Genomic DNA, 23,137 nt, shown 5'->3' on the forward strand with positions numbered 1-23,137 from the left:
GGGGGAGATACATTCATGAAGAAATTGATGACGGCAGAAGATTTAACAAAGATTGTTTCTGTTTCTCATCCGGTTTATTCACCAGATGGAAAAAAGGCAGTCTTTACAAAAGTCACTGTGAATGAGAAAAAGGATGATTACAACATCCACTTATGGGTTCGAGATGAAGAGACAGAGGAGCTGACACAATGGACATTTGAGGATGGAAAGCATCATCAGCCAGTTTGGTCAAAAGATGGCAGGCAGCTTGCTTTTATTTTACAAAAGCCAAAGGAAGTCCCTCAGCTGGCGCTCATGAAGAGCGAAGGAGGCGGCGTGCGAACCTTAACGACGATTCCTTACGGAGTATCTCATCCTGTCTTTTCCCCAGATGGCGCTTTTCTTTATGCGGCTGTGTCATTGAAACAATCAGAATCTGTTCATGATGAAAAAAAGGAAGAGCGAGATGACTTTGCTCCAGCAGTATATGATGATTTGACCTATAAAGCAGATGGAAGAGGCTTTTTAGATGGGCGATTCACGCAGATCGTGAAAGTGGATATCCGTTCAGGAGAGATAGAGCCTGTCACGAGTGAGCAGGTTCATCATATGAATCATACGGTTTCTCCGTGCGGCAAATGGCTTGCCTTTATTCAATTAAATGCACAGACACCTTACATAAGTGACGTGTGTCTCCTGTCATTAGAAGATGGTACGACAAGGAAAATCACACAAGCAAACGGCGCTTATTCCACCGTATCTTTTTCTCCTAATGGAAAGAGCCTTTTGTATATTGGACATGAGCGCGAATTTCAAAATGCCACCTTCCCATCATTATGGCTGTATGATCTGAAGGCAGACAAGGCGGTTCTGTTGTCAGAAATGCTCGATATGTATGTTGGGAACTGTATGGCAGGAGATAGCGTGATGGGCGAGGCCTATCAGCTTCCGCAGTGGACAAAGGACAGCCAAGGGTTTTATGCGCTTGTTTCTGATCAAGGCAGTACAGGGATTTATTATTTCTCTATTGAAGGTTTAGCGTATCCTGTTCGACTAGAGGCAGAACATATCACCAATTTCAGCCTTCATCCAAATGAATCTAAACTGCTGCTCAGCAGGCTTTCACCTGTCTCACCAAGTGAGCTGTATGAGATGACATTAGGGGAGACAGAACTAAAGCAAATCACGTTTGAGCATCATGATTTTCTAAAGGAGCATGTCGTATCCGAACCTGAACCATTTTCTTTTCAGTCAAAAGATGGCGACGAGGTGCATGGCTGGTTTATGAAGCCTTCCAAGATGGAAGAGGGAAAGAAATATCCGCTCATTCTAGAAATTCATGGCGGACCGCATGCGATGTATGGTCATACGTATTTTCATGAATTTCAAATGCTTGCTTCTGAAGGCTATGCCATCGTATATATCAACCCGCATGGCAGTCATGGATACGGACAGATGTTTACCAACCGTGTGAGAGGAAGCTATGGTGACGTTGATTATGACGATGTCATGCAGGCTGTTGATCATGTGCTCAAAGCCTATGAATATTTTCTTGATGAAACAAGACTTGGCGTGACTGGCGGCAGCTATGGCGGTTTTATGACCAACTGGATTGTCGGACAGACCGACCGCTTTCGGGCAGCTGTCACACAGCGCTCCATTTCAAACTGGATTAGCTTTTATGGCATCAGTGATATCGGTTATTTCTTTACAAGGTGGCAGATTGAGGGGGATATTTATGATTCTGTCGATAAGCTATGGGATCGTTCGCCGCTAAAATATGTGAAGCGAATGAACACGCCGCTGCTCATCTTGCACAGCGATGAAGATTATCGCTGTCCAGTTGATCAAGCAGAGCAGCTTTTTGTGGCATTGAAGGAGCTTGGGAAAGACACAAGATTGGTCAAATTCCCGAAGGCATCTCATGATTTATCCAGAAGTGGCCATCCGGGACAGCGTATTCAAAGACTGACTTTTATAAAGGAATGGTTTAGAGAAAAACTAGCCTAATAAAAAACGAAGCGTGCTGACAAACCCTCGCATTCGGTGTCAGTCCTGCGTGCTGGTGCTCACGAATAGGAAATTCGCTCCGCGCCAGTACTCGGCCTTCCTAGACTTCAAGGGTTTTCTTATCACGCTGAAAAGAAGACAAAAGGCTAAAGCCTTTGTCAATCATGAAAAAAACGACCCTGATTGGGTCGTTTTCATGTCATATATGAATTAGAAAACCTGTTCAACTTCTACAACGCCAGGCACTTCTTCTAATAATGCGCGCTCAATACCGGCTTTCAATGTAATGGTTGAACTTGGACAGCTGCCGCATGCACCAAGAAGACGTAATTTCACAATGCCATCTTCAATGTCTACAAGCTCACAGTCTCCACCATCACGTAATAGAAATGGACGAAGTTTGTCCAGTACTTCCTGTACTTGGTCTTTCATTTCGACTTCAGTCATTAGATATAATCGCTCCTTTCACAACATATCACCATTATATTCATCTGGACGATAAAAATCTATTGATTGGTTTCAAAGTTTCCTTTTCATTATAGCACAATCTCATCTTGAAACAAAAAGTGATTTTGGCTTTTTTCATACAGAAAATTCAGCTAAAATGAAGTTAGAATAGGGGGCTTGCCAAATGAATCAAACCGTCGATCTTTATGTATATGGAAGAGATGTCTTGTGCGCTAGCTGTGTGAATCTGCCTTCTTCAAAAGATACGTTTGAATGGTTAGATGCAGCATTAAAACGAAAATATCCGAATCAGCCATTTCGCATCACATATATTGATATTGAGCACCCACCAGAAAACGAACAACAAAAGGAATTGTCTGAACGAATTCTTGATGATGAATTCTTTTATCCGCTTGTCTTAGTAGAGGATCAAATCGTTGGAGAAGGCAATCCAAAATTAAAAGACATTTATCAAGAAATGGAGAAATACGGGTACAAGGAGAGCAGTGAATAAGCTGTTCTTTTTTTGAGAAAGAAAACGAACAAACGTTCTTTTTTTGTATTGAAAAGGAACGTTTGTTCGTTTATAATGAAATGAAAGGAGCGTGAGCATCATGAATTATTTACTGAAACAATCTCTTCATCAGCAAATACCGATTGAGATGATTTATATGAAGAAAAACGGAGAGTGCACGAAGCGTAAAATCATTGTCCATCGTCAAACCGATCAGCTCATCCAAGCGTATTGTTTATCGAAGAAGACGATGAGAACCTTTCGTAAAGACTGCATCCTTGCCCTTGCTCCGATCAAATGGACCCACTCACCGGCACATGCCGTTTCATAGAAAAAAGCTCCCTCGTCACGAAGGAGCTTTGAGAAAAAATTCACATGATTTAGCCGTTGTGATGCTTGTACATCCAAAGGAGTCCAGATTTCAGGAGTCTTGGCACCCGGCCAACAAGCGGACGATCAGCCACTAAGCCAAAGCCTGCTTTTTTCCCTAAAGAACCTAAAATACCTTTTAGCTTAAACTGTGGATAAGCCTCAGGAAGCGGCTCATTTTTCCAGCGTTTTTGCAGAGATTGGACAATTTGTTCTGCCTGCGCCTCAGCAAGCTGTGCACTTGGGGCATGCGGCAGACTTGCGCAGTCACCTACGACATATACATGCTCATCCCCAGGAAGATTGTGATGAGGAGTTAATACGACGCGTCCTTGTGCGTCTTTTTCAACATCCATCTCACGTACGACTTTGCTTGGCTGTATTCCTGCTGTCCACACAATGACATCTGCTTCAATCGCGTCATCATGGTTATAAACGACGCCTTCTTCAACCTTTGTAATATTGGCACAGTTAATGATCTTTACGTCATTTTCTTCAAACCACTTTTGAACATACAAACTTAATCTTTTTGGGAAGCTCGATAGAATCAGCTCTCCGCGGTCGAAAAGAATAATGTTTAAATCAGAACGGCTTTCTCTTAGTTCACTGGCCAGCTCTACCCCGCTAAGTCCAGCACCGACGATGCCAACCGTTGCACCTGCGCTCAAATTATTTAATTTGTTATACGCATGTCTTGACTGATCAATGGTTTGAATGCTGTATGTATGTTCTTTCGCACCAGGGACATTATGATACTTGTCCTCACAGCCGAGTCCAATCACCGTATCATCATACGGAATCGGTTCACGGTCGCTGAATAAGATCTGTTTGTTTTCAATATCAATTTTTTCTACTTCCCCGTATTGAATATCCAGCTTCGGATGCTCTGGAAAAGATACTCGAATGTGATGATCAGAGATCGTTCCAGCAGCAAGTGCATAATATTCTGTTTTTAAACAGTGGTAAGGATTTCGATCAATTAATGTGATAGTGACATCATCAGGTAATTGATTTGGCAATAAGCGGTGGAGAACCCGCATATTCCCGTAACCTCCGCCGATCAAGACTAAATTTTTCATGACGATTCTCCTTTTCCCCGTAGACATTGAAAAACACTTATACTAAAAAACTTTAAGTTAAAATACCAAATAAAATTATATCGAATTTACTGTGAAACCACAATAATTGTTTCAAAATAACCTACATATTCATCAGTTAGTCCTAAATAGTAAAACATTTTACGAGGAATAGGCGTAACGATACAGATGAAGCTCATATTTTGACTAATACAAGGAATTTCGGTAGGATGGTAAGGCAATGTGAGGTGAAGCACAGTGTTTCCACTGATCGAATTTTGTGTAAGTAATCTTGCACAAGGGTCTCAAGAAGCAAAAGAGAAGCTTGAAAAAGACCCAAACCTAGACGTAATGGAATACGGCTGTTTAAGCTATTGCGGCAAATGTATGGACTCCCCATTTGCACTTGTGAATGGAGAATTTGTTTCAGGAGAAAATGCAGAGCAGCTAGTCGAGCGTATTTATGCTTTTATAGAGGAAAACGACATGTTTTAAATGCACCACATGGGTCATGAGGTGCATTTTTTTCACATTTTCATCTTCCATTTTTAAGGAGAATCAATAGAAAGCGTATCCAATATGTTATGCTAATAAAATATCATCAATATGAAAAATCACACGAGAGAAAAAGAGGCATATGCATAATAAAAGCCCTTTGCCATGGCAGCAAAGAGCTTCTATGTATGAAAAACGGGGGATGATAAGATTGTCTCCTGAATCGACTCCTTTTATACTATAAAGAAACAACATTTTTGGAGGAAGCTCATGACATCATTTCAATTCACGAAAATGCACGGATTAGGAAATAATTATATATACGTCAATCAGATGAAGGAACAGCTTCCAGAAGAGCAGCTATCAGAGATAGCGATTCGCGTTTCTTCTGTTTATACAGGAATCGGTTCTGACGGGATGATCCTGATTTGCCCATCAGATGTTGCACCTGTGAAGATGCGCATTTTCAACAATGATGGTTCAGAGGGCAAAAACTGTGGTAACGGGCTGCGCTGCGTTGCAAAGTATGTGTATGAGCATCAAATTGTGACAGACACAACGTTCCAGATTGAGACATTGTCAGGACTTGTTGAAGCGACTGTTCACGCTCAAGATGGTCACGTTCAGCTAGTCACTGTAGATATGGGAAAACCACGTTTTGAAAAAGAAGCGATGCCAATGCTTGGTGAACCGGCCAGCACAACAATTAATGAGCCGCTTGATTTTGGCACTGCGAAATTAAATGGAACAGCTGTTTCGATGGGAAACCCGCACATCGTTTTTTATTTAGAGGACATTGAAAAAGCACCTCTTCATACACTTGGACCAATCATCGAAAAACACGACATGTTCCCAGAAGGCGTCAATGTAGAATTTGTAGAAGTTGTCAGTGAAACAGAACTTCATTTTCGTGTGTGGGAAAGAGGTTCAGGGATTACACAGGCTTGCGGAACAGGGGCATGTGCTGCGGCTGTATCCACAATTGTGAATGGTCAGGCGAAAAAAGAAACAGACATGACCGTTCATTTAGCAGGCGGAGACCTCATCATTCGTTGGAAAGACAATGACCACGTGCTTATGACAGGACCTGCTGAAACGATTTGTGACGGCACATTTTATCTCTAAACCATTTATTTGAGAAAAGGCATCATCACGTTTATAATTGAAAAGAAACATCCAGTCAAAAGGAGGGATGATCATGAGTACACCAGTAACCATTACAGAAGCTGCTGCACTGCAGATTAAAGATATGATGAAAGAGCATGAAGAAGAAAATGCGTTCCTTCGAGTGGGCGTAAAAGGCGGCGGATGCAGCGGTCTTTCGTACGGCATGGGCTTTGACCATGAAGTTTCAGAGAAAGACACGCAGTTCGAACAGCACGGCATAAATGTCCTTGTCGATTCCGAAAGCCTTGATATCATGAACGGAACCATCATTGATTTCAAACAATCACTAATGGGCGGCGGTTTCACCATCGACAATCCGAACGCCATCGCGTCATGCGGATGCGGTTCTTCTTTCAGAACAGCGACGAATACCGGTACGCCGGAAGAGTGTTAAGGGCAAAACAATTACATTCTGTAAACCCATTTGTATAATGAAGACCTCCTCAAATTGATATTTGAGGAGGTCTTTTGTGTTGTTAGAGATGCGAAAAAAGGATATGACTTAAATTTCACAGCACGTCCTCTTTTATAAAGGTTTTTAAGTATAAAAAAGTCCACAATTTTTTAGTATTTCCTCTGTACCCAGTAAGGTCGCTTCTTCAATCCTTACATTATTAATTCTCATGAAAGATTGTACAGTTTGATAACCTACTGCATAACCGGCAAAGGGTGATAATCCTACAGGTTGAAAGCCTTGTTCTTTGGCAATGGTATCACCAAACATATAACTACTGACCTCACCAAACCCTTTCATATGTAAAGCCTCTTTCATCACTTCTTTAGAATAGTCTAATTCCTCTTTATCAAAAGAAGTGACCCAAGGCCCTAAAACTTGTTCACCATAAAGCTCTTTTGCAAATGATTCAGCTAATCCCTCTATAATTAAATAATCTCCAACCGTGACGTTTCCGTAATCCCATTCAAAATGTGAAAAACGGATATTATGATGGAATTCATGTGCAATGAGAGCAGGAATTCTGGGGATATTATATGAATTTGGATATAGTGATATCTGAATAAATCCAGGAATTCCTCCAAAGCCACAATATCCTTTTTGCAGTTCAAGCTTTTTCGGATCAGCTATATATAGACCAAATCTCAACTCATCAGCATTTATTTGAAGTTTGTGCTTTTTGATGAAATCCATACAATGGTTTAAGGTCATATCTGCTGTTTGAAGAGCCTGAATTTCTTGTAGTTTTTTTGATGCTTGTTGTCCAGTTTGTGTATCTGTTACATCAAGATAGCCAAGCATCTTGGTTGCCATGATTACATCATAGCCATTTTGCTGTTTAGCTTTTAGCGGAACGTTTATCATATTCCACATCTTTTCAAAAGGTTTCATCATGGTGTGTCGGAAAAAATGCTCTTGATTGTGTTTCGTTGAGAATAACTTCTCGTATTGATCAATTGTATTCTCAATCATAATTTTCATAGCTGTTCTCTCTTTTATGAAGAGTAGTAAAGACTTTCATCGATTCGCTCATAAATGATGCCAATCCCTCACCATATCGATCTATATTCTTTGTGAAACGTTCATCTTGAATATAGAGTTGGCTCAAACCGTAAAAAGCATCAAGAGAGTAATAATGAAAGTTTTCGTTTAAAAAGACGTACCATTGTTTGATGACGATTTGCACCTCTTTGGATCTAGGGGAATGGTTGCGAAGTGAGGCTAGTTTATTAAAGATGCTATCCCAGCTATCAGATAATTCAATTTGTTCTTCTTTAGATAAATTATTTAGTTTTGAGCTGACTTCATCAACAGCTTGATTTCCCCAACGGTGACGAGCTTCTTTTTCATATTGACTAAATTTCATATTCATATTCTCAAACCTTTCTTTATAGGTGTATTGAGTTTCTCCCTTCAAATGCTCTAGCGTCTTATCAATATTTCCGATCATTTTATCAAGATTGTTTCGTTTCTCTATTAACATTTTTCTTTGTAGCATAAATGCTTCTTTCTTGTTAAATGAAGGATTGTGCATCATCTTTTGGATTTCCTTCAATGGAAATCCAAGTTCCCTGAAAAATAATATTTGCTGCAATGTTTCAAGGTTTTCTACTGAATAGAGTCGATAACGTTTATCTGTGACTTCACTTGGAGTCAATAAACCGATCTTGTCGTAATGATGAAGTGTACGAATGCTAATACTAAATAATTCAGCTACTTCTTTTACTTTCATTTCAATTCACCTCTCTTGATATCCACTATAAAATATGACGTTACGTTAGGGTCAATCATCTTTTTAAAAGTTTATATCATGGATTGTTGATCTTGTTTGAAGCAGCGGATTCAAGGAGTTATGTTTTTTTCTCGTAAATCGCTCAATTTTGTTACAGCTTGCCCGAACAACTGGCTATTTCCACTCGAAAAGAGTATCATGAAAACCAAACATAAACTGTAGTCAGAAAAGAGGTTGCTGAGGTTTGAGTGAACAAATCAATTGCAGGAACTGTCATGAACTGATTCCGTATCGTTCCAAAACGTGTCCATCTTGCGGGATTGAGAAGCCGCTTCCGAAAAAGGAACGTGTGAAGGATCGGGTGATTTTGGTTGTGGCAGGGATTGTTGTGGTGCTACTTGCTGCAATGGTACTTGGAATGGCAAATGCCTATATTGGGGTTTTTAAATAAACGAAAAAGGAGTTCCGCAAATGGGAACTCCTTTTTTGATCCGATCTTATTTGTTTTCAAATAAGCTTGTGGAATGGAGAGGCTGTACACGGGCTTTCGGGTCCATGTAAGCTTTCGCATTGTTGACAGCAGTTGGTGCTTCACCAAATCCGCTTGCAATCAATTTGACTTTTCCTTCATACGTACAGATGTCTCCTGCCGCATAGAAGCCTTCAATATTTGTTTCCATTGTAGATTTCACCACGATGGAGTTCTTTTCGATTTCAAGGCCCCATTGTTTGATTGGTCCAAGGGAGGAAACAAAACCAAAGTTGACGATCACGTCGTCCACATCAAGCACTTGTTTTTTGTCGCCTTTGACTTCTTCGAGCACGATTTGTTCAATGCGGTCTTCACCAATGAGCTCAGTTGGTACAAATGGTGTCAGTACATTGACTTTCGAGTTGTGCAGGTTTTCTACACTGTGCTCATGCGCGCGGAATTTATCGCGGCGGTGAATAATGGATACTTCTTTTGCGATTGGTTCTAGCATAAGTGCCCAGTCCACCGCAGAGTCTCCGCCGCCGAGAACGGCCACACGTCTGCCGGCAAATTGGTTCAAGTCATTAATGAAGTAATGCAGGTTGCTTCCTTCAAATGATTCTGCTGAATCAAGTTCAAGCTTTCTCGGTTGGAATGCACCGTTACCAGCTGTGATGATGATTGTTTTAGAATAATGAATCTCTTGATTTGTCACAAGTTTAAAGATGCCATCTGCTTGCTTTTCAACCGTTTCAACTGCCTGCTCTAAGCAAATGGTTTGATCAAATTTATCCATTTGTTCCTTTAAGTTATCAATTAATTCTTGTGCGCGGATTTTTGGAAAACCAGCCACATCATAAATATATTTTTCAGGGTAAAGAGCGGATAGTTGACCGCCGAGCTGAGGAAGGCTTTCAATGATTTTTACACTTGCCTGTCTCATGCCTCCGTAAAACGCAGTAAACAATCCAACTGGGCCGCCCCCGATAACGGTAATGTCATATACCTTAGAATCTTCTTGCATTCCTTTAATCCTCCCAAATGAAAATTGTTATCACTATATCATATCATACCACATATCGCCCTTTGACTTGTTTTGAAAAACTTGTCGTTTTTTGATGCTGAAGCTTTGAAAAGAAGGAAAAAGTGAGAAAGACCGTTTATCATAAGGATTTTCAGTTTAAAGCCTTGAAAATTGGAGCAGAACTCGCTATTATTGTTAAGGGAACTAAATATTAATTTTTTATGAATTTTTGTCGGATACGGTCAAATGCTTTCGTTTTATGTAGGTGAAAGTTCAGATTTTCACATACTTATTTTTTTGTTTAAATTTCATAAAATGCCGCAAAGCGGTTGAGAATAACGATATGTAATTCTTTATCCGTTTTACAGCAAATTTAAAAAAGGTGGATGTGATTCCAGTGAATAAACCGAAAATCGTTGTATTAGGTGCAGGTTATGGCGGATTAATGACTGTAACAAGATTAACAAAACAGCTTGGCACAAATGATGCGGACATTACTCTTGTGAACAAGCATAATTATCATTACGAAACAACTTGGCTTCATGAAGCAAGTGCAGGTACACTTCATCATGACCGCTGTCGTTATCAAATCAAAGATGTGATTAACAGTTCCCGTGTCAACTTTGTACAAGCAACAGTTGAAAGCATTGATAAGGAAGCGAAGAAAGTTGTGACATCAGATGGCGAACTTTCTTATGACTACCTTGTTGTTGCACTTGGTGCTGTTCCTGAAACATTTGGTATTGCAGGACTGAAAGAATATGCATTCTCAATCTCTAACATCAACTCTGCGCGTCAGCTTCGTGAGCACATTGAGCTTCAATTTGCGACGTATAATACAGATGCTGAAAAACGTCCAGAGCGTTTGACGATCGTTGTCGGCGGTGCAGGCTTCACAGGTATTGAGTTCCTTGGTGAGCTTGGAAACCGTGTGCCTGAGCTTTGCAAAGAGTATGACATTGATCAAAAAGACGTGCGTATCATCTGTGTAGAAGCTGCGCCAACAGCTCTTCCTGGATTCGATCCAGAATTGATCGACTATGCGATGAACTACCTTCAAGGTAAAGGTGTTGAGTTCAAAATCGGTACAGCGATCAAAGAATGTACGCCTGAAGGTATCATTGTTGGAAAAGACGATGATACAGAAGAAATCAAAGCTGAAACTGTTGTTTGGGCTGCAGGTGTACGCGGTAACCCAATCGTTGAAGAAGCTGGTTTCGAAAACATGCGCGGCCGCGTAAAAGTTTCTCCAGATCTTCGTGTACCAGAAAATGATGATGTCTTCATCATCGGTGACTGTTCATTGATTATCAATGAAGAAATCAACCGTCCATACCCACCAACTGCACAAATTGCTATGCAGCAAGGTGAAACAGTAGCGAAAAACCTTGCAGCACTAGTAAAAGGCGGTTCTCTTGAAAGCTTTAAGCCAGACATCAAAGGAACAGTTGCTTCTCTTGGTGAACACGACGCTGTAGGTGTTGCGTTTGGTAAAAAACTTCAAGGAACAAAAGCTTCTGCAATGAAGAAAATCATCGACAACCGTTCTTTATTCATGGTTGGCGGACCAGGACTTGTTCTGAAAAAAGGAAAATTCAAGTTCTTCTAAACCATCATAGACAAAAACGTGTATCCTCGTGATACGCGTTTTTTTTATGTGTTGTGGTATATTTTCTCACTTGGTTATGGACAGCAAAATATGTTATGATAAATTATCAGAAAATTTAGATTAAGGAGTGGGCAATATGAATGCACAAACAAAGGAAAAAACATCAACCTGTCAATATTGTTCAGGAAAAGGGTATTTTCAGCTATTGCTCGGCGGATCTGAAACGTGTGAGGAATGTAAAGGGACAGGAAAGAAGCATTAATTGATCTGCTTTTTCCATTGATTGACTTCATCTCTATTTCCAAGTTAAACTAATGATGGGATATTTGGGGGTGGAGATGAAGTGATCAGTTTACCAGTCGTTATCATTTCAGTTATTTTATTTTTCGTGTTATTCTTCGGCATTGGCTTTTTGCTCAATATGCTGCTGAGAATGTCATGGATTATGGCTATTTTATATCCAATTGTATGCCTTTTCATTATTAACAATCAAAAGATGATCGCTTATGTAAGAGAACCTGGCACCGCTTTTTCAGGAATAGGAGACCGGATCGTCTCACTCGCTGCGGCAGATATCATCATCTTATTAAGCGGCCTGATCGGTGCGATCACATCAGGTTTTGTCATTAATGCACTTCGAAAAAGAGGGTATCAAATGTTTTAACTCACTTGTGGACACGCAAGTGGGTTTTTTTGTTTCTCCTTTGCATAGTTTCCATTTTGTTTGGAAACAAATAGATGGGTAGAGGAGTGACAAATAGAGATGAAAACATGGATGAAACGATTGTTCATGACCGCCCTATTCATGCTTGCACTTTTGACAAGCTTTACGGGCATATCTGGAGTCGAACCAAGTGATTTAGCTGCATGGATGAAAGAGACCGATGCGGGCAAGCAAGTATCTTCTTTTTTTCAACAGCCAAAAAGGGAAACGATGGCACTCAAAAGTGAAGACATGCGGGCTGTTTCTCTTGAAGAAGCGTTTAATTGGAACGATTACCCGAAGCAGAAGGTTGTTGCAACCGGCTATACAGCAGGTGTGGAATCAACAGGCAAAACGAAGGAACATCATGCATATGGCATTACATATTCAGGCGTCAAAGTGAAACGTGATTTATATTCAACAGTGGCAGCGGACCCATCTGTTTTTCCGATTGGAACGGTATTGTATATCCCAAACTATGGCTACGGTGTGGTTGCAGATACTGGGAAAGCCATTAAAGGTCATAAGCTTGATCTATACTATGAAACCGTTGATGATGTGTATAGAGAATGGGGTAAAAAAGTGCTCGATGTGTATATCATCAAAAAGGGTGAAGGGACGTTAACGGAAAAAGACTTAAATCAGCTCAATGAAGCAGAATCGATGCAAGTATTCCGTCAGCAATTTCAAGCTAATAAAGAATGAAAAAGCTTTGGGCCATTTAAGGTCCAAAGCTTTTTCGCTTCTACATGAAGTAATAATCTAAGATGAGTGTCAGCAAGATCCCTGTTAAGCCGCCGAAGAAGACTTCAATCGGCTTATGACCAAGAAGCTCTTTTAATTTCTTTTGCTTTTCTTTTTCTTCCGCATTTGGGAAATTCTTTGCTTCGGAAACAAATCGGTTAAAATCTGTTACGAGCTTGTTGAGAACAGTCGCCTGTTCTCCTGCCTGTCTGCGAACGCCTGTCGCATCAAACATGGTAATAATGGCAAAGATGGCGGAAATGGCAAAGATAGATGTATCTAGCCCGTGCTCTAAAGCAACTGCTGTTGAGAGTGCTGTTACTGCTGCGGAGTGTGAACTTGGCATTCCGCCTGTGCTTGTAATGAGCGACCAATCTAGTCGTCTAGAAATGATAAATTGAATCGGTACTTTTACAAATTGAGCAAAAAAGATGGCTGCAAGGCTGGCAAGCAGCGGAAAATTCGTCAGTACGCTCATGAACAAGAAACATCCTCTCTTTAAGAAAAAATATCGTGCGAAATGTTGGACTAAAGATCCTAGTATGATGAAAAAATGATAGCAGTAAAAAATGATGCCAAGTCCATGTTCATTATAACATTAAAGAAAGTAGATGTGGAACGAGGAGAACAAGGACAGGCTGCTCAGGTTTTCGCCGCTTTTTCATGTTGCCCTTCCACTTGTGAAAATATAAATGTTCATCAAGTAAAGACAGACTGGCAATGATCGTATAGGCACGCAAATTTTGATATAATAGAAGTTCCAATGTGAAAAATGGAGTTCATTAAGGAGCGTGTGATAAATATGTTTTTCTCGACAAATGAATTGCAGCATAAAGATACACTGGCGATCGGACTTTTTCAAAAGAGTCAATTATCAGGAAAAGCAAAAGAAATGGATGAATTACTTGAAGGAAGAATCACTGAATTATTAAAAGAAGGCGACATTTCATCCAAACGAAATCAGCTTTCGAAGTTTTTCCCATCCCCTGAAACAGGCATCAAACGCATTTATTTTGTCGGGCTTGGGAAGGAATCAGATTACACGTTTGAAGAGGCAAAAGAAGTGTTTGCCCATTTATTTAAAAAGCTTCATCAAGATAAAAAGCAAGCGGTTTCTGTCTTGCTGGATACGTTTATTGGAAAGGATCTGCCTGCTCAAGATGCAGCCCATGCCCTTTCTGAAAGCTGCCTTTTAGCTACATATGAATTACAGGATTTTAAACATAAAACAAATGAACCTGATCGCTTCATCGAGTTTGTATATGCAACGACGGATCATGATACAGCTGAAATTCAGGCGAGTTTGAAAGTCGGCGAAGTGTACGGACAGTCAGTCAATTCGGCCCGTACACTTGTGAATATGCCGCCGAATATGCTCACATCCTCTGATCTGGCTTCGTATGCGGCAGAGCTTGCATATAAATACGAATTTGAGATTGAAATTTTAGATAAAGAACAAATGGAAGAGCTCGGAATGGGTGGTATTTTAGCCGTCAATAGAGGCTCAACAGAACCTCCAAAACTTATCGTACTGAAATATCAAGGCAAGGAAGAATGGACAGACGTCATCGGCCTTGTCGGTAAAGGCATCACATATGATACCGGCGGCTATTCTTTAAAGCCAAGAGCTAGTATGGTTGGCATGAAAACAGATATGGGCGGCTCAGCCTCTGTTTTAGGTGCAATGGAAATCATCGGAGAACTGCGCCCAGAGCAAAATGTCATTGCGGTCATTGCCTCAACCGATAATATGATCTCGGCAGACGCTATGAAGCCGGATGACGTCATCGTGTCACTAAGCGGTAAAACGATCGAAGTGCTTAATACGGATGCAGAAGGCCGTCTTGTTTTAGCAGATGGGGTGACATATGCGAAGCAGCACGGTGCCTCTGTCCTTGTAGATGTGGCCACATTAACAGGCGGTGTCATTGTGGCGCTTGGAAATGAGACAACAGGCGTGATGACCAATAACGATGAGCTGTACGCTCAGTTTAAAGAAGCATCAGAAGAATGCGGTGAAATGATCTGGCAGCTGCCAATCACGGAAAAAGATAAAAAACGAGTACGAAACAGCAAAATGGCTGATCTCAATAACTCACCAGGCCGTGATGGTCATGCGATCATGGCAGGTGCTTTCATTGGAGAATTCGCAGAGGATACCCCTTGGGTTCACTTAGATATTGCAGGAACTGCAACAACAGAAAAACCTTCATGCTTTGGACCAACAGGGGCCACAGGTGTGATGGTGAGATCACTTGCTACATTTGTGGAACGATTTGAAGGAAAGAAATAAAGGATAAGGCTCTGCCAAGTGGCAGGGCTTTTTTTATGTAGGACATACGCCATTTGACGAAGTTTTTTTTCTATGGTAACATACGTTGGTACTTTAATTATCTACTACATTAGTAAACTAAAGGATTTCGGGGGTTTCACCATGAATGCAGTTGTTTTAGCGGTTATTTTAATGTTGATATTAAGCTTGCTGCGGGTCAATGTCGTGATTGCGCTGGCCATAGGCGCTTTAGCTGGCGGACTCGCAGGTGGATTAGGCTTGGGAGGAACAGTAAACGCCTTTACGGACGGACTCGGAGGAAATGCAACAGTGGCGATTAGTTATGCGCTATTAGGGGCTTTTGCTGCGGCGCTGACGAAAACAGGTCTACCAGATGCCATGGTTGAAGGAGCAGTGAAGCTTCTAGGAAAAGAAGGCGATTCAAGACGGAAAACACTATCAAAAGTGCTCATCGTTCTTGTCATTTTGATCGTGTCCTGTTTTTCACAGAACGTCGTTCCTGTTCATATTGCTTTTATCCCAGTCTTAATTCCACCGTTATTAAAGGTGTTTAACGAGCTTCAGATTGACCGTAGACTGCTAGCGTGTGTCATGACCTTCGGACTCACTGCACCATATATATTACTCCCAGTCGGTTTTGGACAGATTTTCCACGGAATGCTTCGTGACAATATGAAGGAAGCGGGTCTGACTGTAAACTTAGCAGATATTCCATATGCAATGCTGATTCCTGTTGCGGGTATGGTTCTTGGTTTAATCGTTTCCATTTTTGTGTATCGCAAACCGAAGGTATATGAGGATCGTGAAATTACAGACGTAGAGAAATCGGCTTATACGAAAAAAAGCTTATTCTTTGCCGGTCTTGCTATTCTCGTTTCATTAATTGTCCAGCTTTATCTATCGCAAAGCCTTGGTGTGGAAGGAATGATCTTCGGTGCACTCTCAGGACTGCTTGTCTTGTTTGTGACTGGAATGATGAAACGCGGTGAAGCAGATGAACTGATTACATCTGGAATGAATATGATGGCATTTATCGGTTTTGTCATGCTTGTTGCGGCTGGATTTGCCAACGTTTTAACAAAAACAGGAGACATTGAATCTCTTGTCAAAGCATCTTCCCAATTTATCGGCAACAGCCACAGCTTTGCAGCGATTTTAATGCTGCTCGTTGGCCTGCTTGTGACAATGGGGATCGGATCATCATTTGCAACGATTCCGATTATTACAACCATCTTTGTTCCACTTTGCTTACACTTAGGTTTTAGTCCAATGGCGACCATTGCCATTATTGGCTCTGCTGCGGCTGTTGGAGATGCAGGTTCACCTGCAAGTGACAGTACACTTGGACCAACATCTGGATTGAATATGGATGGACAGCATCACCACATTTGGGGAACTTGTGTCCCGACTTTTATCTTTTATAATATTCCACTTGTTCTGTTCGGCTGGCTTGCGGCCATTATTTTGTAAAATGAAAAGCTTGTAGAGAAAACGATGATGTTTTTTCTATAAGCTTTTTTGTTGTTCGTAGATGAAAAAATAATTAGGACAAAAGTATGAATTAAATGAATCTTTCTTCCTCTAACTTACGTATATATGCTGATAAAAATGAAAAGGGGAAGATGGGACATGTCATTTTTTAAAAAACTAGCGGCCAGTGCAGGAATTGGTGCGGCAAAGGTAGATACCATTTTAGAGAAAAACGCTTATTATCCAGGACAAGAAGTAACGGGAACTGTCCATGTAAAGGGCGGGAAAATTGCTCAGGACATCCGCTATATCAATGTCAAGATTCAAACACAGTATGTGATTGTGAAAGATGATGAAGAGCATAGAAAATATGCAAATATCTTTACTTTACGGGTGACGGATTCTTTTACCATCCAGCCTGGTGAAAAGCATGAATTTCCGTTTTCATTTATTCTTCCTATTGATACCCCGATGACGATCGGAAAAGTAGAAATTGCAGTAATGACAGACCTTGATATCCAAGGAGGAATCGATAAATCTGATTATGACCGCATTTTCGTTGAAGCACATCCTTGGGTGAGAAATGTACTGGAAGCCACTAGCAATCTAGGTTTCCACCTGAGCGAAGCAGACTGTGAGCAAGCACCTTACTTTCAGAGACGCCTGCCATTTGTCCAAGAATTCGAGTTCATTCCGACATCAGACTACTATCGCTATATGCTTGATGAATTAGAGATGATTTTTCTGATAGATGAAGGCGGCTTAGACATTGTGTTCGAAGTCGACCGCAGAGCAAGAGGCCTGAGAGGATGGCTTGAGGAGATGTATAATGATGGAGAACAGCTTGTGCGCTACCGCTTCAGTCCATCAGATCTTGAAAATGTAGAAGTGCTTGAAGGAATGCTGGAAGAAATCATAGATCAATACGCTGAGTAATGATGAAAAAAGAGCCTGAATGAAAACAGGCTCTTTTTTTATGATCAATTTATGAGGCGGCTTCTTGTTTTCGAAAGGATGTGGCTTTGGAAACAGAGCGATAAATTTTAGGTGCCAGCATCGCAAGTAATATGGTCAATGCGTAGTCTTTTACCATAAACCAAATCATAAAGAACCACGTGGTTTGATAGGAAATCGGTGCATTGAGCCATACATTTAATGCGAGGTATGTATAGGTCGTTCCGATCACATACATCACGGTCGTACCAGCAATGGCTGCAAGCAAAAAGCGGCCAAAGCCAGGGTTTTTTCTTTTTTCTAGAATGAATCCAGCAAGCCAGGCAGCAGGGATATACGATAATACAAAGCCGCCGCTTTTACCTAAAATGACCCCAAAGCCCGCAGAGAACTGGGCGAATACAGGTGCACCAGCAATTCCAACCAATGCATAGACAATCATAGCTAATGCCCCGAGCCGTCTGCCGAGTAAGAGACCAGCAAGCACACAAAAAAACGGCTGCATCGTAAGTGGAATTCCACCGACCTGTAAAAACGGCACAATGGATGTGATATTGGCTCCGATAGCCATGAGTGCAGCAAACATTCCGACTAGCACAAAGTCAGCAGTTCTTGTCTTCTTTTGCATGATGTTTCCCCCTGTCTTATCTGTACAAATAGATTAAGGGGAAGAGGGATTTTTGTCAACTTGTTTTTGTTTCAGGTTAACAATAAAACCCGCCCATCAATAGGGCGGGTAGTTGATTAAGCTTCGGTCATAAAAGAGGCATCGATGGCTTTGCTGACAGGTACGTAATCATAGCCGAGATCACGAGCGACTGCTTCGTACGTGATATGTCCGTTCATGACATTGACACCTTCTGCGATGGCATTGTTTTCTATAATGGCTTTTGCTGCGCCTTTATTCGCAATTTGCAGCGCATATGGGACAGTCACATTCGTTAAAGCAACAGTTGATGTCCGCGGAACCGCGCCTGGCATATTAGCGACAGCGTAATGCAAAATACCGTGTTTTTCATAAGTAGGCTGATCATGGGTTGTAATGTGATCAATGGTTTCGACAATACCGCCTTGATCAATCGCTACATCCACAATGACAGAACCAGGCTTCATTTGTTTCACCATTTCTTCTGTCACAAGCGTTGGTGCTTTGGCACCAGGAATCAGCACAGCACAAATGAGAAGGTCTGCCTCACTGACTGAATCGGCAATGTTGACAGGATTGGACATTAACGTTTTCATTTGATGTCCAAATTGGTCGTCCAGCTGACGCAGGCGTTCTGCATTTACATCAATCAGGGTGACATCTGCGCCAAGTCCGATCGCCATTTTCGCAGCGTTTGTTCCAACAACACCACCGCCAATAATGGTGACCTTCCCTCTTGATACCCCTGGTACCCCTGCAAGTAAAATACCCTTTCCGCCTTTTGGCTTTTCTAAAAATTGTGCCCCAATTTGAGCGGCCATTCTGCCTGCCACTTCCGACATAGGTGTGAGAAGAGGGAGTGATTTTCCGTCCGTTACTGTTTCATAAGCAATGGCTGTAACACCTTTTTGTTTTAAAGCTTCAGCCAAGGAGGGCTCTGCGGCAAGATGCAGGTACGTAAATAAGATGAGTCCTTCTCTGAAATAAGGATATTCCTCAGGTAATGGTTCCTTTACCTTCATGATCATTTCAGAAGATGCCCATACATCTTTCGCCTGATCAAGAATTTCTGCACCAACAGATACATAATCGTCATCAGTGAATCCGCTTCCAGAACCAGCGTTTGTTTCAATTAAAATCTGATGTCCAGCTGAAAGCAATTGAGAAGCTGCTCCTGGTGTTAATGCCACTCGGTTTTCATTGTTCTTAATTTCTTTCGGAATGCCGATGATCATGTTTATTCCCCCTATGCTTATCTATTGATATTGTATGTCTAGTGTATCCTGAAAGTTTAGAAAATTCTTCGGTTGAAATAAAAAATAAAAAAACGCCTCTTTGTGAAATTTCACAAATGGACGTTTTTTAGCTTCATATCAAGGTAGATGGTCATTTTCTCATTCATGTTTTTTAAATCAATTTCTGCGATGTCTGTAATCCGTTTTAATCGATAATTCAACGTATTAATATGGATGTTCAATTGCTTTGCGGCAATATTGGCATTGCTGTCACAGTCAATAAACCGTTCGAGGGTTTCGACGAGGTTGGAATGATGCCTCAGGTCGTAATCCTCCAGCTTCGATAAAGAGTAACTGGAGTAAGAAGAGCCCTTTCGCTTCTCAGCAAGCACATCAAGATATTGATAAATGCCTAGTTCAGAAAAGCTGTTTAAACGTTCTGTTTCAACTGGAAAGCGTTCTTTCGTCTTTAATACAGCCAGTGCTTCTTTATAGGAAGGCTGAATATGAGAGATGTTATCGTAAATTCCTCCAATCGCTGCCTGAACATGCTGAATATGATACCTGTCCGCCAGCTGATGCAGCATGCCGCTTGTGAATTGTTTAATATCTTGAAGAGGATGTTCTGTTTTTGGTGAGACAAGAATAATGAATTCGTGAAAATCAACAGTCGTTAACAGTACCTGTACTTGCTGTGTTGTCTCAAGCAGATAGGACAGCTTTTTTTCTGTCTCCTCTGTGAGTTCGTCACGGAGACGGAAGATGATGATGGCATATGTGTCTGGACATCTAATGCCAAGTCTTAAAAATAGATCAAGCATCTCATCCTTTTCATGAATATGACCCGTGAGCATCTTCCAGAAAAGCTCCTGATTGCGTTCTTCTGTTTTCGTTTTTCGAATTTGTAAGTTGAGTAATTTGTTTTTCACGGCATGTGCTGCCATTTTGAGAAGGTCCATTTCTTCTTCTGAAAAAGGCTGTGCGGATTCAATCGCCCAAATAAATCCGAGCACTTCTTTGTCCTTCCAGATGGAAATGGCGACCCTGCTAGATAAACCCACCTCTGCAATTTGAGGGACACGAAGCGGTTCGTCTGTTTTAAGGAGTGTAGGAATGATGCCGTCCTTCCAAAGCCGATTGATCACTTTTTCCGGCACCCGGCGGGAGATAATGGTTGAAGTTCTGGCGGGATCAGTAAAATCATTGTGTGTGCTATATGCCAATAATCGATGATGAGTATCTTCTATAGTAATAGGGCAATTGAGCACATCACTAATTTGGTCTGCCACATCCTCTAAACGATCAAGACTATACTTAAACGGATCTGTCTTTTTTGTCATAAAAAACCCCTGCTTTTTCGAATATTTCACGTACTTACATTATGAAGAGAATAAGGTGTGTAAATCAATAAAAAACTGCCATAAATTAAAAAAAACAAAAAGTGTGAGAAGCAAGCACATGGATGTTGAAGCACGATGAAAAAGAAATAGTACAATAATAACGTAGTAAAAAATCAATAGGCGGAAAGGTTCATCGAAGTGGGTGGACACTTATTAAGAATATATGACCAAAAAACTGTTAAATACTAGATAAAAAGCGAAAAAACAGTAATTCTATAGACTCATTTTGTAAAATAAAAACAGATTTGTTTGACTGTGTATCATTTCTGTTTTTATAATAATAACGTCAAAAAATAAGTGGATTAGCCCATTATATGGCGGCTATGCACGGGAGGTAATGAGGAATATGTCAGGAATTATTCGCGTAACCCCAGAAGAACTAAGAGCGACCGCTAAGCAATATGGTGTTGAAAGTCAAGAAGTGTTAAACCAAGTTGATCGTCTAAATAGAATGATCTCTGATTTAAAAGGAATGTGGGAAGGTGCTTCTAGTGAAGCATTTGCTGATCAATACGAGCAGCTTAAGCCTTCATTTATCAAAATGTCAGATCTATTAACAGATGTCAGCAATCAGCTTGATCAAACGGCAAATACACTTGAAAGCACTGACCAAGACATCGCAAGCCAAATCCGCGGCTAATCAAAGGGATTTCCTTTCTAAGTGTGAAATGCAGAAAAAGCGCCGAGTCTGTCAATGGATGCCGGCGCTCTTTCTATTTTGTGAGGTGGAAATTTGTGTATATCGATATTACCATCGACTTAAAAAATTATGATGGCAGTGTGTTTGATTTGAGACTATCAAATTATTTACATATTAAACAAGTCATCCATATCGCCTGGCAGGCAAAACAAATCTCACTTCCAAAGCGGGAAGGCGGATGGGTGCGAGTAGTCAATAAGAAAGCTGTGTTTTCAGGCGAATATAAGCTGTCAGACTGTGGGATTACCACAGGAGACAGGCTGGAAATACTATGAAAGGACTTTTGTAAATGGCAGATAAAAAGAGTTCCTATTTAGAAGAACAATTAGAAGCAGTCATGAAAAAAGAGGGAGACACCTATACCTTTATTTTTCAAAAAGAGACGATTAAACTCTTAGACGGTTTAGAAGCGGCACCGATCAAAGACATCAATCCTTCATTTCAGAAAGAGATTCAATTAACCGAAGATGAGGTCATTATTTCTATTCAACCGCCTCCTGCCTATCAGGAATTTCGTTTCATCCATGCAAAGGATGAAAAAAGCAAATGGATTTTTTCATACCAGCTTGTCGATGCAGTTCTTAAACACGACGTGAAGCGGCTGCATCCTATTGTTTCTCCTGAAAACATTGTTTTTCATCAAGGCTTAGCTCCTGCATTTTTGCATTATGGGGTTAAAGAAAGCATTCCGCCATATGAAACCGATGAGCATCGCCTGTTAAAAGAGGTCAAGGCCGTCGTTCTTCGAGTGGTTGACCATGAATATCAATTTCAAGAATATGTGGCTTACAATGAAACGTTGAAATTATCTGAGCTGGCAAAAGAAATCAGTGAAACGAAGTCGCTGGAAGAATTGTCAGATTTGATTGAACAAAAGATCAAAGCAATTGATGCGAAAGAAAAAACGCTCTTAACCATTCCTAAAAAGAAATGGAAGATCGAGCGATACATCGGACTAGGTCTACTTGTCCTGTTAATCCCTGCATTGGTGTACACCATTTACACCTTCTTTTTTGCCATGCCAAAACAAGAAGCATACGTCGAGGCAAACAAATATTATCTCAACAAGCAGTACAGTCAAGTGGTGGATACGTTAGAAAAATATCCAGCCAATAAAATGCCAGTCTCTCTTCAATATGAACTGGCCATTTCGTATGTACAAACGAATCAAGGCAGCCTCTTACTTGATCAGCATAAAAAAGAAATCACAGAAACGTACACATTACAGACAGATCCGCAATACTTCCTATTCTGGATTCATATTGGGCAAGGCAATAGCAAGGAAGCACTTGATATTGCAAGGGTGCTTGGAGACGACAGGTACATATTTACGGCACTCGTCGCCTACCGCAATGAAATTCAAAACGATGACAGCCTTTCTGCTGAAGAAAAACAAAAACAGCTAGATCCGATCATTAAGGAAATGGCGAAATATGAAGAAAAAGAAACAACGGAGACAAGCACGAGTGACTCCTCGGGCGCAAGCCAAACAGATGAAACAGCTGAACAAAAAGAGCAGTCAAAAGCCGATCAAGAGAAAAAAGAGAAAGAATCTGAAGCAAAAAAGAAAACCTCTCAGACAAAAAAAGATGAGAAGAAATAATTCTTTCGATACAACTGACAGTAGGTGCTGTCCCATGAGGA

General features: G+C 40.9%; 25 protein-coding genes and 1 pseudogene. 17 read left to right on the forward strand and 9 right to left on the reverse strand.

The window, feature by feature from the left end; genetic code table 11:
* Window positions 1-15 precede the first annotated feature (15 nt).
* Window positions 16-1,989, forward strand: coding sequence for a S9 family peptidase (locus tag MHI60_RS11525; RefSeq protein WP_144483413.1), 1,974 nt, complete (start codon window positions 16-18; stop codon window positions 1,987-1,989).
* Window positions 1,990-2,199: 210 nt separating this feature from the next.
* Here MHI60_RS11525 and MHI60_RS11530 read toward each other — a convergent pair.
* Window positions 2,200-2,499, reverse strand: a pseudogene (locus tag MHI60_RS11530) (NifU family protein).
* Between the two features lie 121 nt (window positions 2,500-2,620).
* On the opposite strand from MHI60_RS11530, the gene MHI60_RS11535 reads away from it, so the two are divergent.
* Together MHI60_RS11535 and MHI60_RS11540 are read left to right on the forward strand one after the other, a co-directional pair.
* Window positions 2,621-2,950 carry a YuzD family protein gene (locus tag MHI60_RS11535; RefSeq protein WP_048237352.1) on the forward strand — a complete coding sequence of 110 codons (330 nt, stop codon included), beginning with the start codon at window positions 2,621-2,623 and terminating at the stop codon, window positions 2,948-2,950.
* Window positions 2,951-3,050: 100 nt separating this feature from the next.
* Complete coding sequence (locus MHI60_RS11540; RefSeq protein WP_095409490.1) at window positions 3,051-3,281, forward strand: hypothetical protein; 231 nt, start codon at window positions 3,051-3,053, stop codon at window positions 3,279-3,281.
* A 49-nt stretch (window positions 3,282-3,330) separates the two neighbouring features.
* Here the strand turns inward: MHI60_RS11540 and MHI60_RS11545 are convergent, their stop codons facing one another.
* Window positions 3,331-4,398, reverse strand: coding sequence for an NAD(P)/FAD-dependent oxidoreductase (locus MHI60_RS11545; RefSeq protein ID WP_144483411.1), 1,068 nt, complete (start codon window positions 4,396-4,398; stop codon window positions 3,331-3,333).
* Between the two features lie 255 nt (window positions 4,399-4,653).
* Between MHI60_RS11545 and MHI60_RS11550 the strand changes: the two genes are divergently transcribed.
* The 3 genes from MHI60_RS11550 (at window position 4,654) to MHI60_RS11560 (ending at window position 6,451) form a co-directional block, all read left to right on the forward strand.
* Complete coding sequence (locus MHI60_RS11550) at window positions 4,654-4,890, forward strand: YuzB family protein (RefSeq protein ID WP_008346813.1); 237 nt, start codon at window positions 4,654-4,656, stop codon at window positions 4,888-4,890.
* Window positions 4,891-5,160: 270 nt separating this feature from the next.
* A complete protein-coding gene (gene dapF / locus MHI60_RS11555) occupies window positions 5,161-6,015 on the forward strand; it encodes a diaminopimelate epimerase (RefSeq protein WP_144472232.1) in 855 nt (284 codons plus the stop codon).
* A 73-nt stretch (window positions 6,016-6,088) separates the two neighbouring features.
* A complete protein-coding gene (locus tag MHI60_RS11560) occupies window positions 6,089-6,451 on the forward strand; it encodes an iron-sulfur cluster assembly accessory protein (protein WP_024423354.1) in 363 nt (120 codons plus the stop codon).
* A gap of 144 nt (window positions 6,452-6,595) precedes the next feature.
* On the opposite strand, the gene MHI60_RS11565 is transcribed toward MHI60_RS11560, so the two are convergent.
* Window positions 6,596-7,492, reverse strand: a complete 897-nt coding sequence (locus MHI60_RS11565; RefSeq protein ID WP_144483409.1) for a DUF2268 domain-containing protein — start codon at window positions 7,490-7,492, stop codon at window positions 6,596-6,598.
* Window positions 7,476-8,243: a MerR family transcriptional regulator gene (locus MHI60_RS11570; protein ID WP_186437279.1), complete on the reverse strand. Its 768-nt coding sequence runs from the start codon at window positions 8,241-8,243 to the stop codon at window positions 7,476-7,478. The genes MHI60_RS11565 and MHI60_RS11570 overlap by 17 nt, the downstream gene beginning before the upstream one ends.
* Window positions 8,244-8,487: 244 nt before the next feature.
* Here MHI60_RS11570 and MHI60_RS11575 point away from each other — a divergent pair, with 244 nt between their 5' ends.
* Entirely contained in the window at window positions 8,488-8,694 is a 207-nt protein-coding gene (locus tag MHI60_RS11575) for a hypothetical protein (RefSeq protein WP_024423352.1), read from the forward strand.
* Between the two features lie 46 nt (window positions 8,695-8,740).
* Here the strand turns inward: MHI60_RS11575 and yumC are convergent, their stop codons facing one another.
* Entirely contained in the window at window positions 8,741-9,739 is a 999-nt protein-coding gene (yumC, locus tag MHI60_RS11580) for a ferredoxin--NADP reductase 2 (RefSeq protein ID WP_144472238.1), read from the reverse strand.
* Window positions 9,740-10,130: 391 nt separating this feature from the next.
* Here yumC and MHI60_RS11585 point away from each other — a divergent pair, with 391 nt between their 5' ends.
* The 4 genes from MHI60_RS11585 to MHI60_RS11600 all read left to right on the forward strand — a co-directional run bounded on the left by MHI60_RS11585 (window position 10,131) and on the right by MHI60_RS11600 (window position 12,756).
* Window positions 10,131-11,348 carry an NAD(P)/FAD-dependent oxidoreductase gene (locus tag MHI60_RS11585; RefSeq protein ID WP_162473404.1) on the forward strand — a complete coding sequence of 406 codons (1,218 nt, stop codon included), beginning with the start codon at window positions 10,131-10,133 and terminating at the stop codon, window positions 11,346-11,348.
* A gap of 136 nt (window positions 11,349-11,484) precedes the next feature.
* Window positions 11,485-11,610 (forward strand): YuiA family protein, encoded by a 126-nt coding sequence (locus MHI60_RS11590; protein WP_186318689.1) that lies wholly within the window; start codon window positions 11,485-11,487, stop codon window positions 11,608-11,610.
* Between the two features lie 81 nt (window positions 11,611-11,691).
* Entirely contained in the window at window positions 11,692-12,012 is a 321-nt protein-coding gene (locus MHI60_RS11595) for a YuiB family protein (protein WP_024423349.1), read from the forward strand.
* A gap of 99 nt (window positions 12,013-12,111) precedes the next feature.
* On the forward strand, window positions 12,112-12,756 hold the full coding sequence (locus tag MHI60_RS11600; RefSeq protein ID WP_144472240.1) for a 3D domain-containing protein: 645 nt from the start codon (window positions 12,112-12,114) through the stop codon (window positions 12,754-12,756).
* Window positions 12,757-12,796: 40 nt separating this feature from the next.
* On the opposite strand, the gene MHI60_RS11605 is transcribed toward MHI60_RS11600, so the two are convergent.
* Window positions 12,797-13,273 carry a divergent PAP2 family protein gene (locus tag MHI60_RS11605; RefSeq protein ID WP_024423347.1) on the reverse strand — a complete coding sequence of 159 codons (477 nt, stop codon included), beginning with the start codon at window positions 13,271-13,273 and terminating at the stop codon, window positions 12,797-12,799.
* A 324-nt stretch (window positions 13,274-13,597) separates the two neighbouring features.
* On the opposite strand from MHI60_RS11605, the gene MHI60_RS11610 reads away from it, so the two are divergent.
* The 3 genes from MHI60_RS11610 to MHI60_RS11620 all read left to right on the forward strand — a co-directional run bounded on the left by MHI60_RS11610 (window position 13,598) and on the right by MHI60_RS11620 (window position 17,494).
* The gene (locus tag MHI60_RS11610) at window positions 13,598-15,088 is read left to right on the forward strand and encodes a leucyl aminopeptidase (protein ID WP_142945106.1); all 1,491 of its coding nucleotides are present in this window, start codon (window positions 13,598-13,600) and stop codon (window positions 15,086-15,088) included.
* 141 nt (window positions 15,089-15,229) lie between these two features.
* On the forward strand, window positions 15,230-16,558 hold the full coding sequence (locus tag MHI60_RS11615) for a Na+/H+ antiporter family protein (protein ID WP_111292717.1): 1,329 nt from the start codon (window positions 15,230-15,232) through the stop codon (window positions 16,556-16,558).
* Between the two features lie 159 nt (window positions 16,559-16,717).
* Window positions 16,718-17,494 (forward strand): sporulation protein, encoded by a 777-nt coding sequence (locus MHI60_RS11620; RefSeq protein WP_095409481.1) that lies wholly within the window; start codon window positions 16,718-16,720, stop codon window positions 17,492-17,494.
* A 49-nt stretch (window positions 17,495-17,543) separates the two neighbouring features.
* On the opposite strand, the gene MHI60_RS11625 is transcribed toward MHI60_RS11620, so the two are convergent.
* The 3 genes from MHI60_RS11625 to MHI60_RS11635 form a co-directional block, all read right to left on the reverse strand.
* Window positions 17,544-18,140 (reverse strand): biotin transporter BioY, encoded by a 597-nt coding sequence (locus tag MHI60_RS11625; protein ID WP_095409480.1) that lies wholly within the window; start codon window positions 18,138-18,140, stop codon window positions 17,544-17,546.
* 116 nt (window positions 18,141-18,256) lie between these two features.
* Window positions 18,257-19,393: an alanine dehydrogenase gene (gene ald, locus MHI60_RS11630; protein ID WP_144472242.1), complete on the reverse strand. Its 1,137-nt coding sequence runs from the start codon at window positions 19,391-19,393 to the stop codon at window positions 18,257-18,259.
* A gap of 110 nt (window positions 19,394-19,503) precedes the next feature.
* Window positions 19,504-20,733, reverse strand: coding sequence for a PucR family transcriptional regulator (locus MHI60_RS11635; protein WP_048237340.1), 1,230 nt, complete (start codon window positions 20,731-20,733; stop codon window positions 19,504-19,506).
* A gap of 406 nt (window positions 20,734-21,139) precedes the next feature.
* Between MHI60_RS11635 and MHI60_RS11640 the strand changes: the two genes are divergently transcribed.
* The 3 genes from MHI60_RS11640 (at window position 21,140) to essB (ending at window position 23,096) form a co-directional block, all read left to right on the forward strand.
* Complete coding sequence (locus MHI60_RS11640; protein ID WP_003213769.1) at window positions 21,140-21,433, forward strand: WXG100 family type VII secretion target; 294 nt, start codon at window positions 21,140-21,142, stop codon at window positions 21,431-21,433.
* A 95-nt stretch (window positions 21,434-21,528) separates the two neighbouring features.
* Complete coding sequence (locus MHI60_RS11645) at window positions 21,529-21,768, forward strand: EsaB/YukD family protein (RefSeq protein ID WP_003213579.1); 240 nt, start codon at window positions 21,529-21,531, stop codon at window positions 21,766-21,768.
* A 14-nt stretch (window positions 21,769-21,782) separates the two neighbouring features.
* On the forward strand, window positions 21,783-23,096 hold the full coding sequence (gene essB, locus MHI60_RS11650; protein ID WP_144472245.1) for a type VII secretion protein EssB: 1,314 nt from the start codon (window positions 21,783-21,785) through the stop codon (window positions 23,094-23,096).
* Window positions 23,097-23,137: the final 41 nt, after the last annotated feature.

Source organism: Bacillus sp. FSL K6-3200, from assembly GCF_038630485.1.
Lineage (GTDB): Bacteria > Bacillota > Bacilli > Bacillales > Bacillaceae > Bacillus > Bacillus safensis.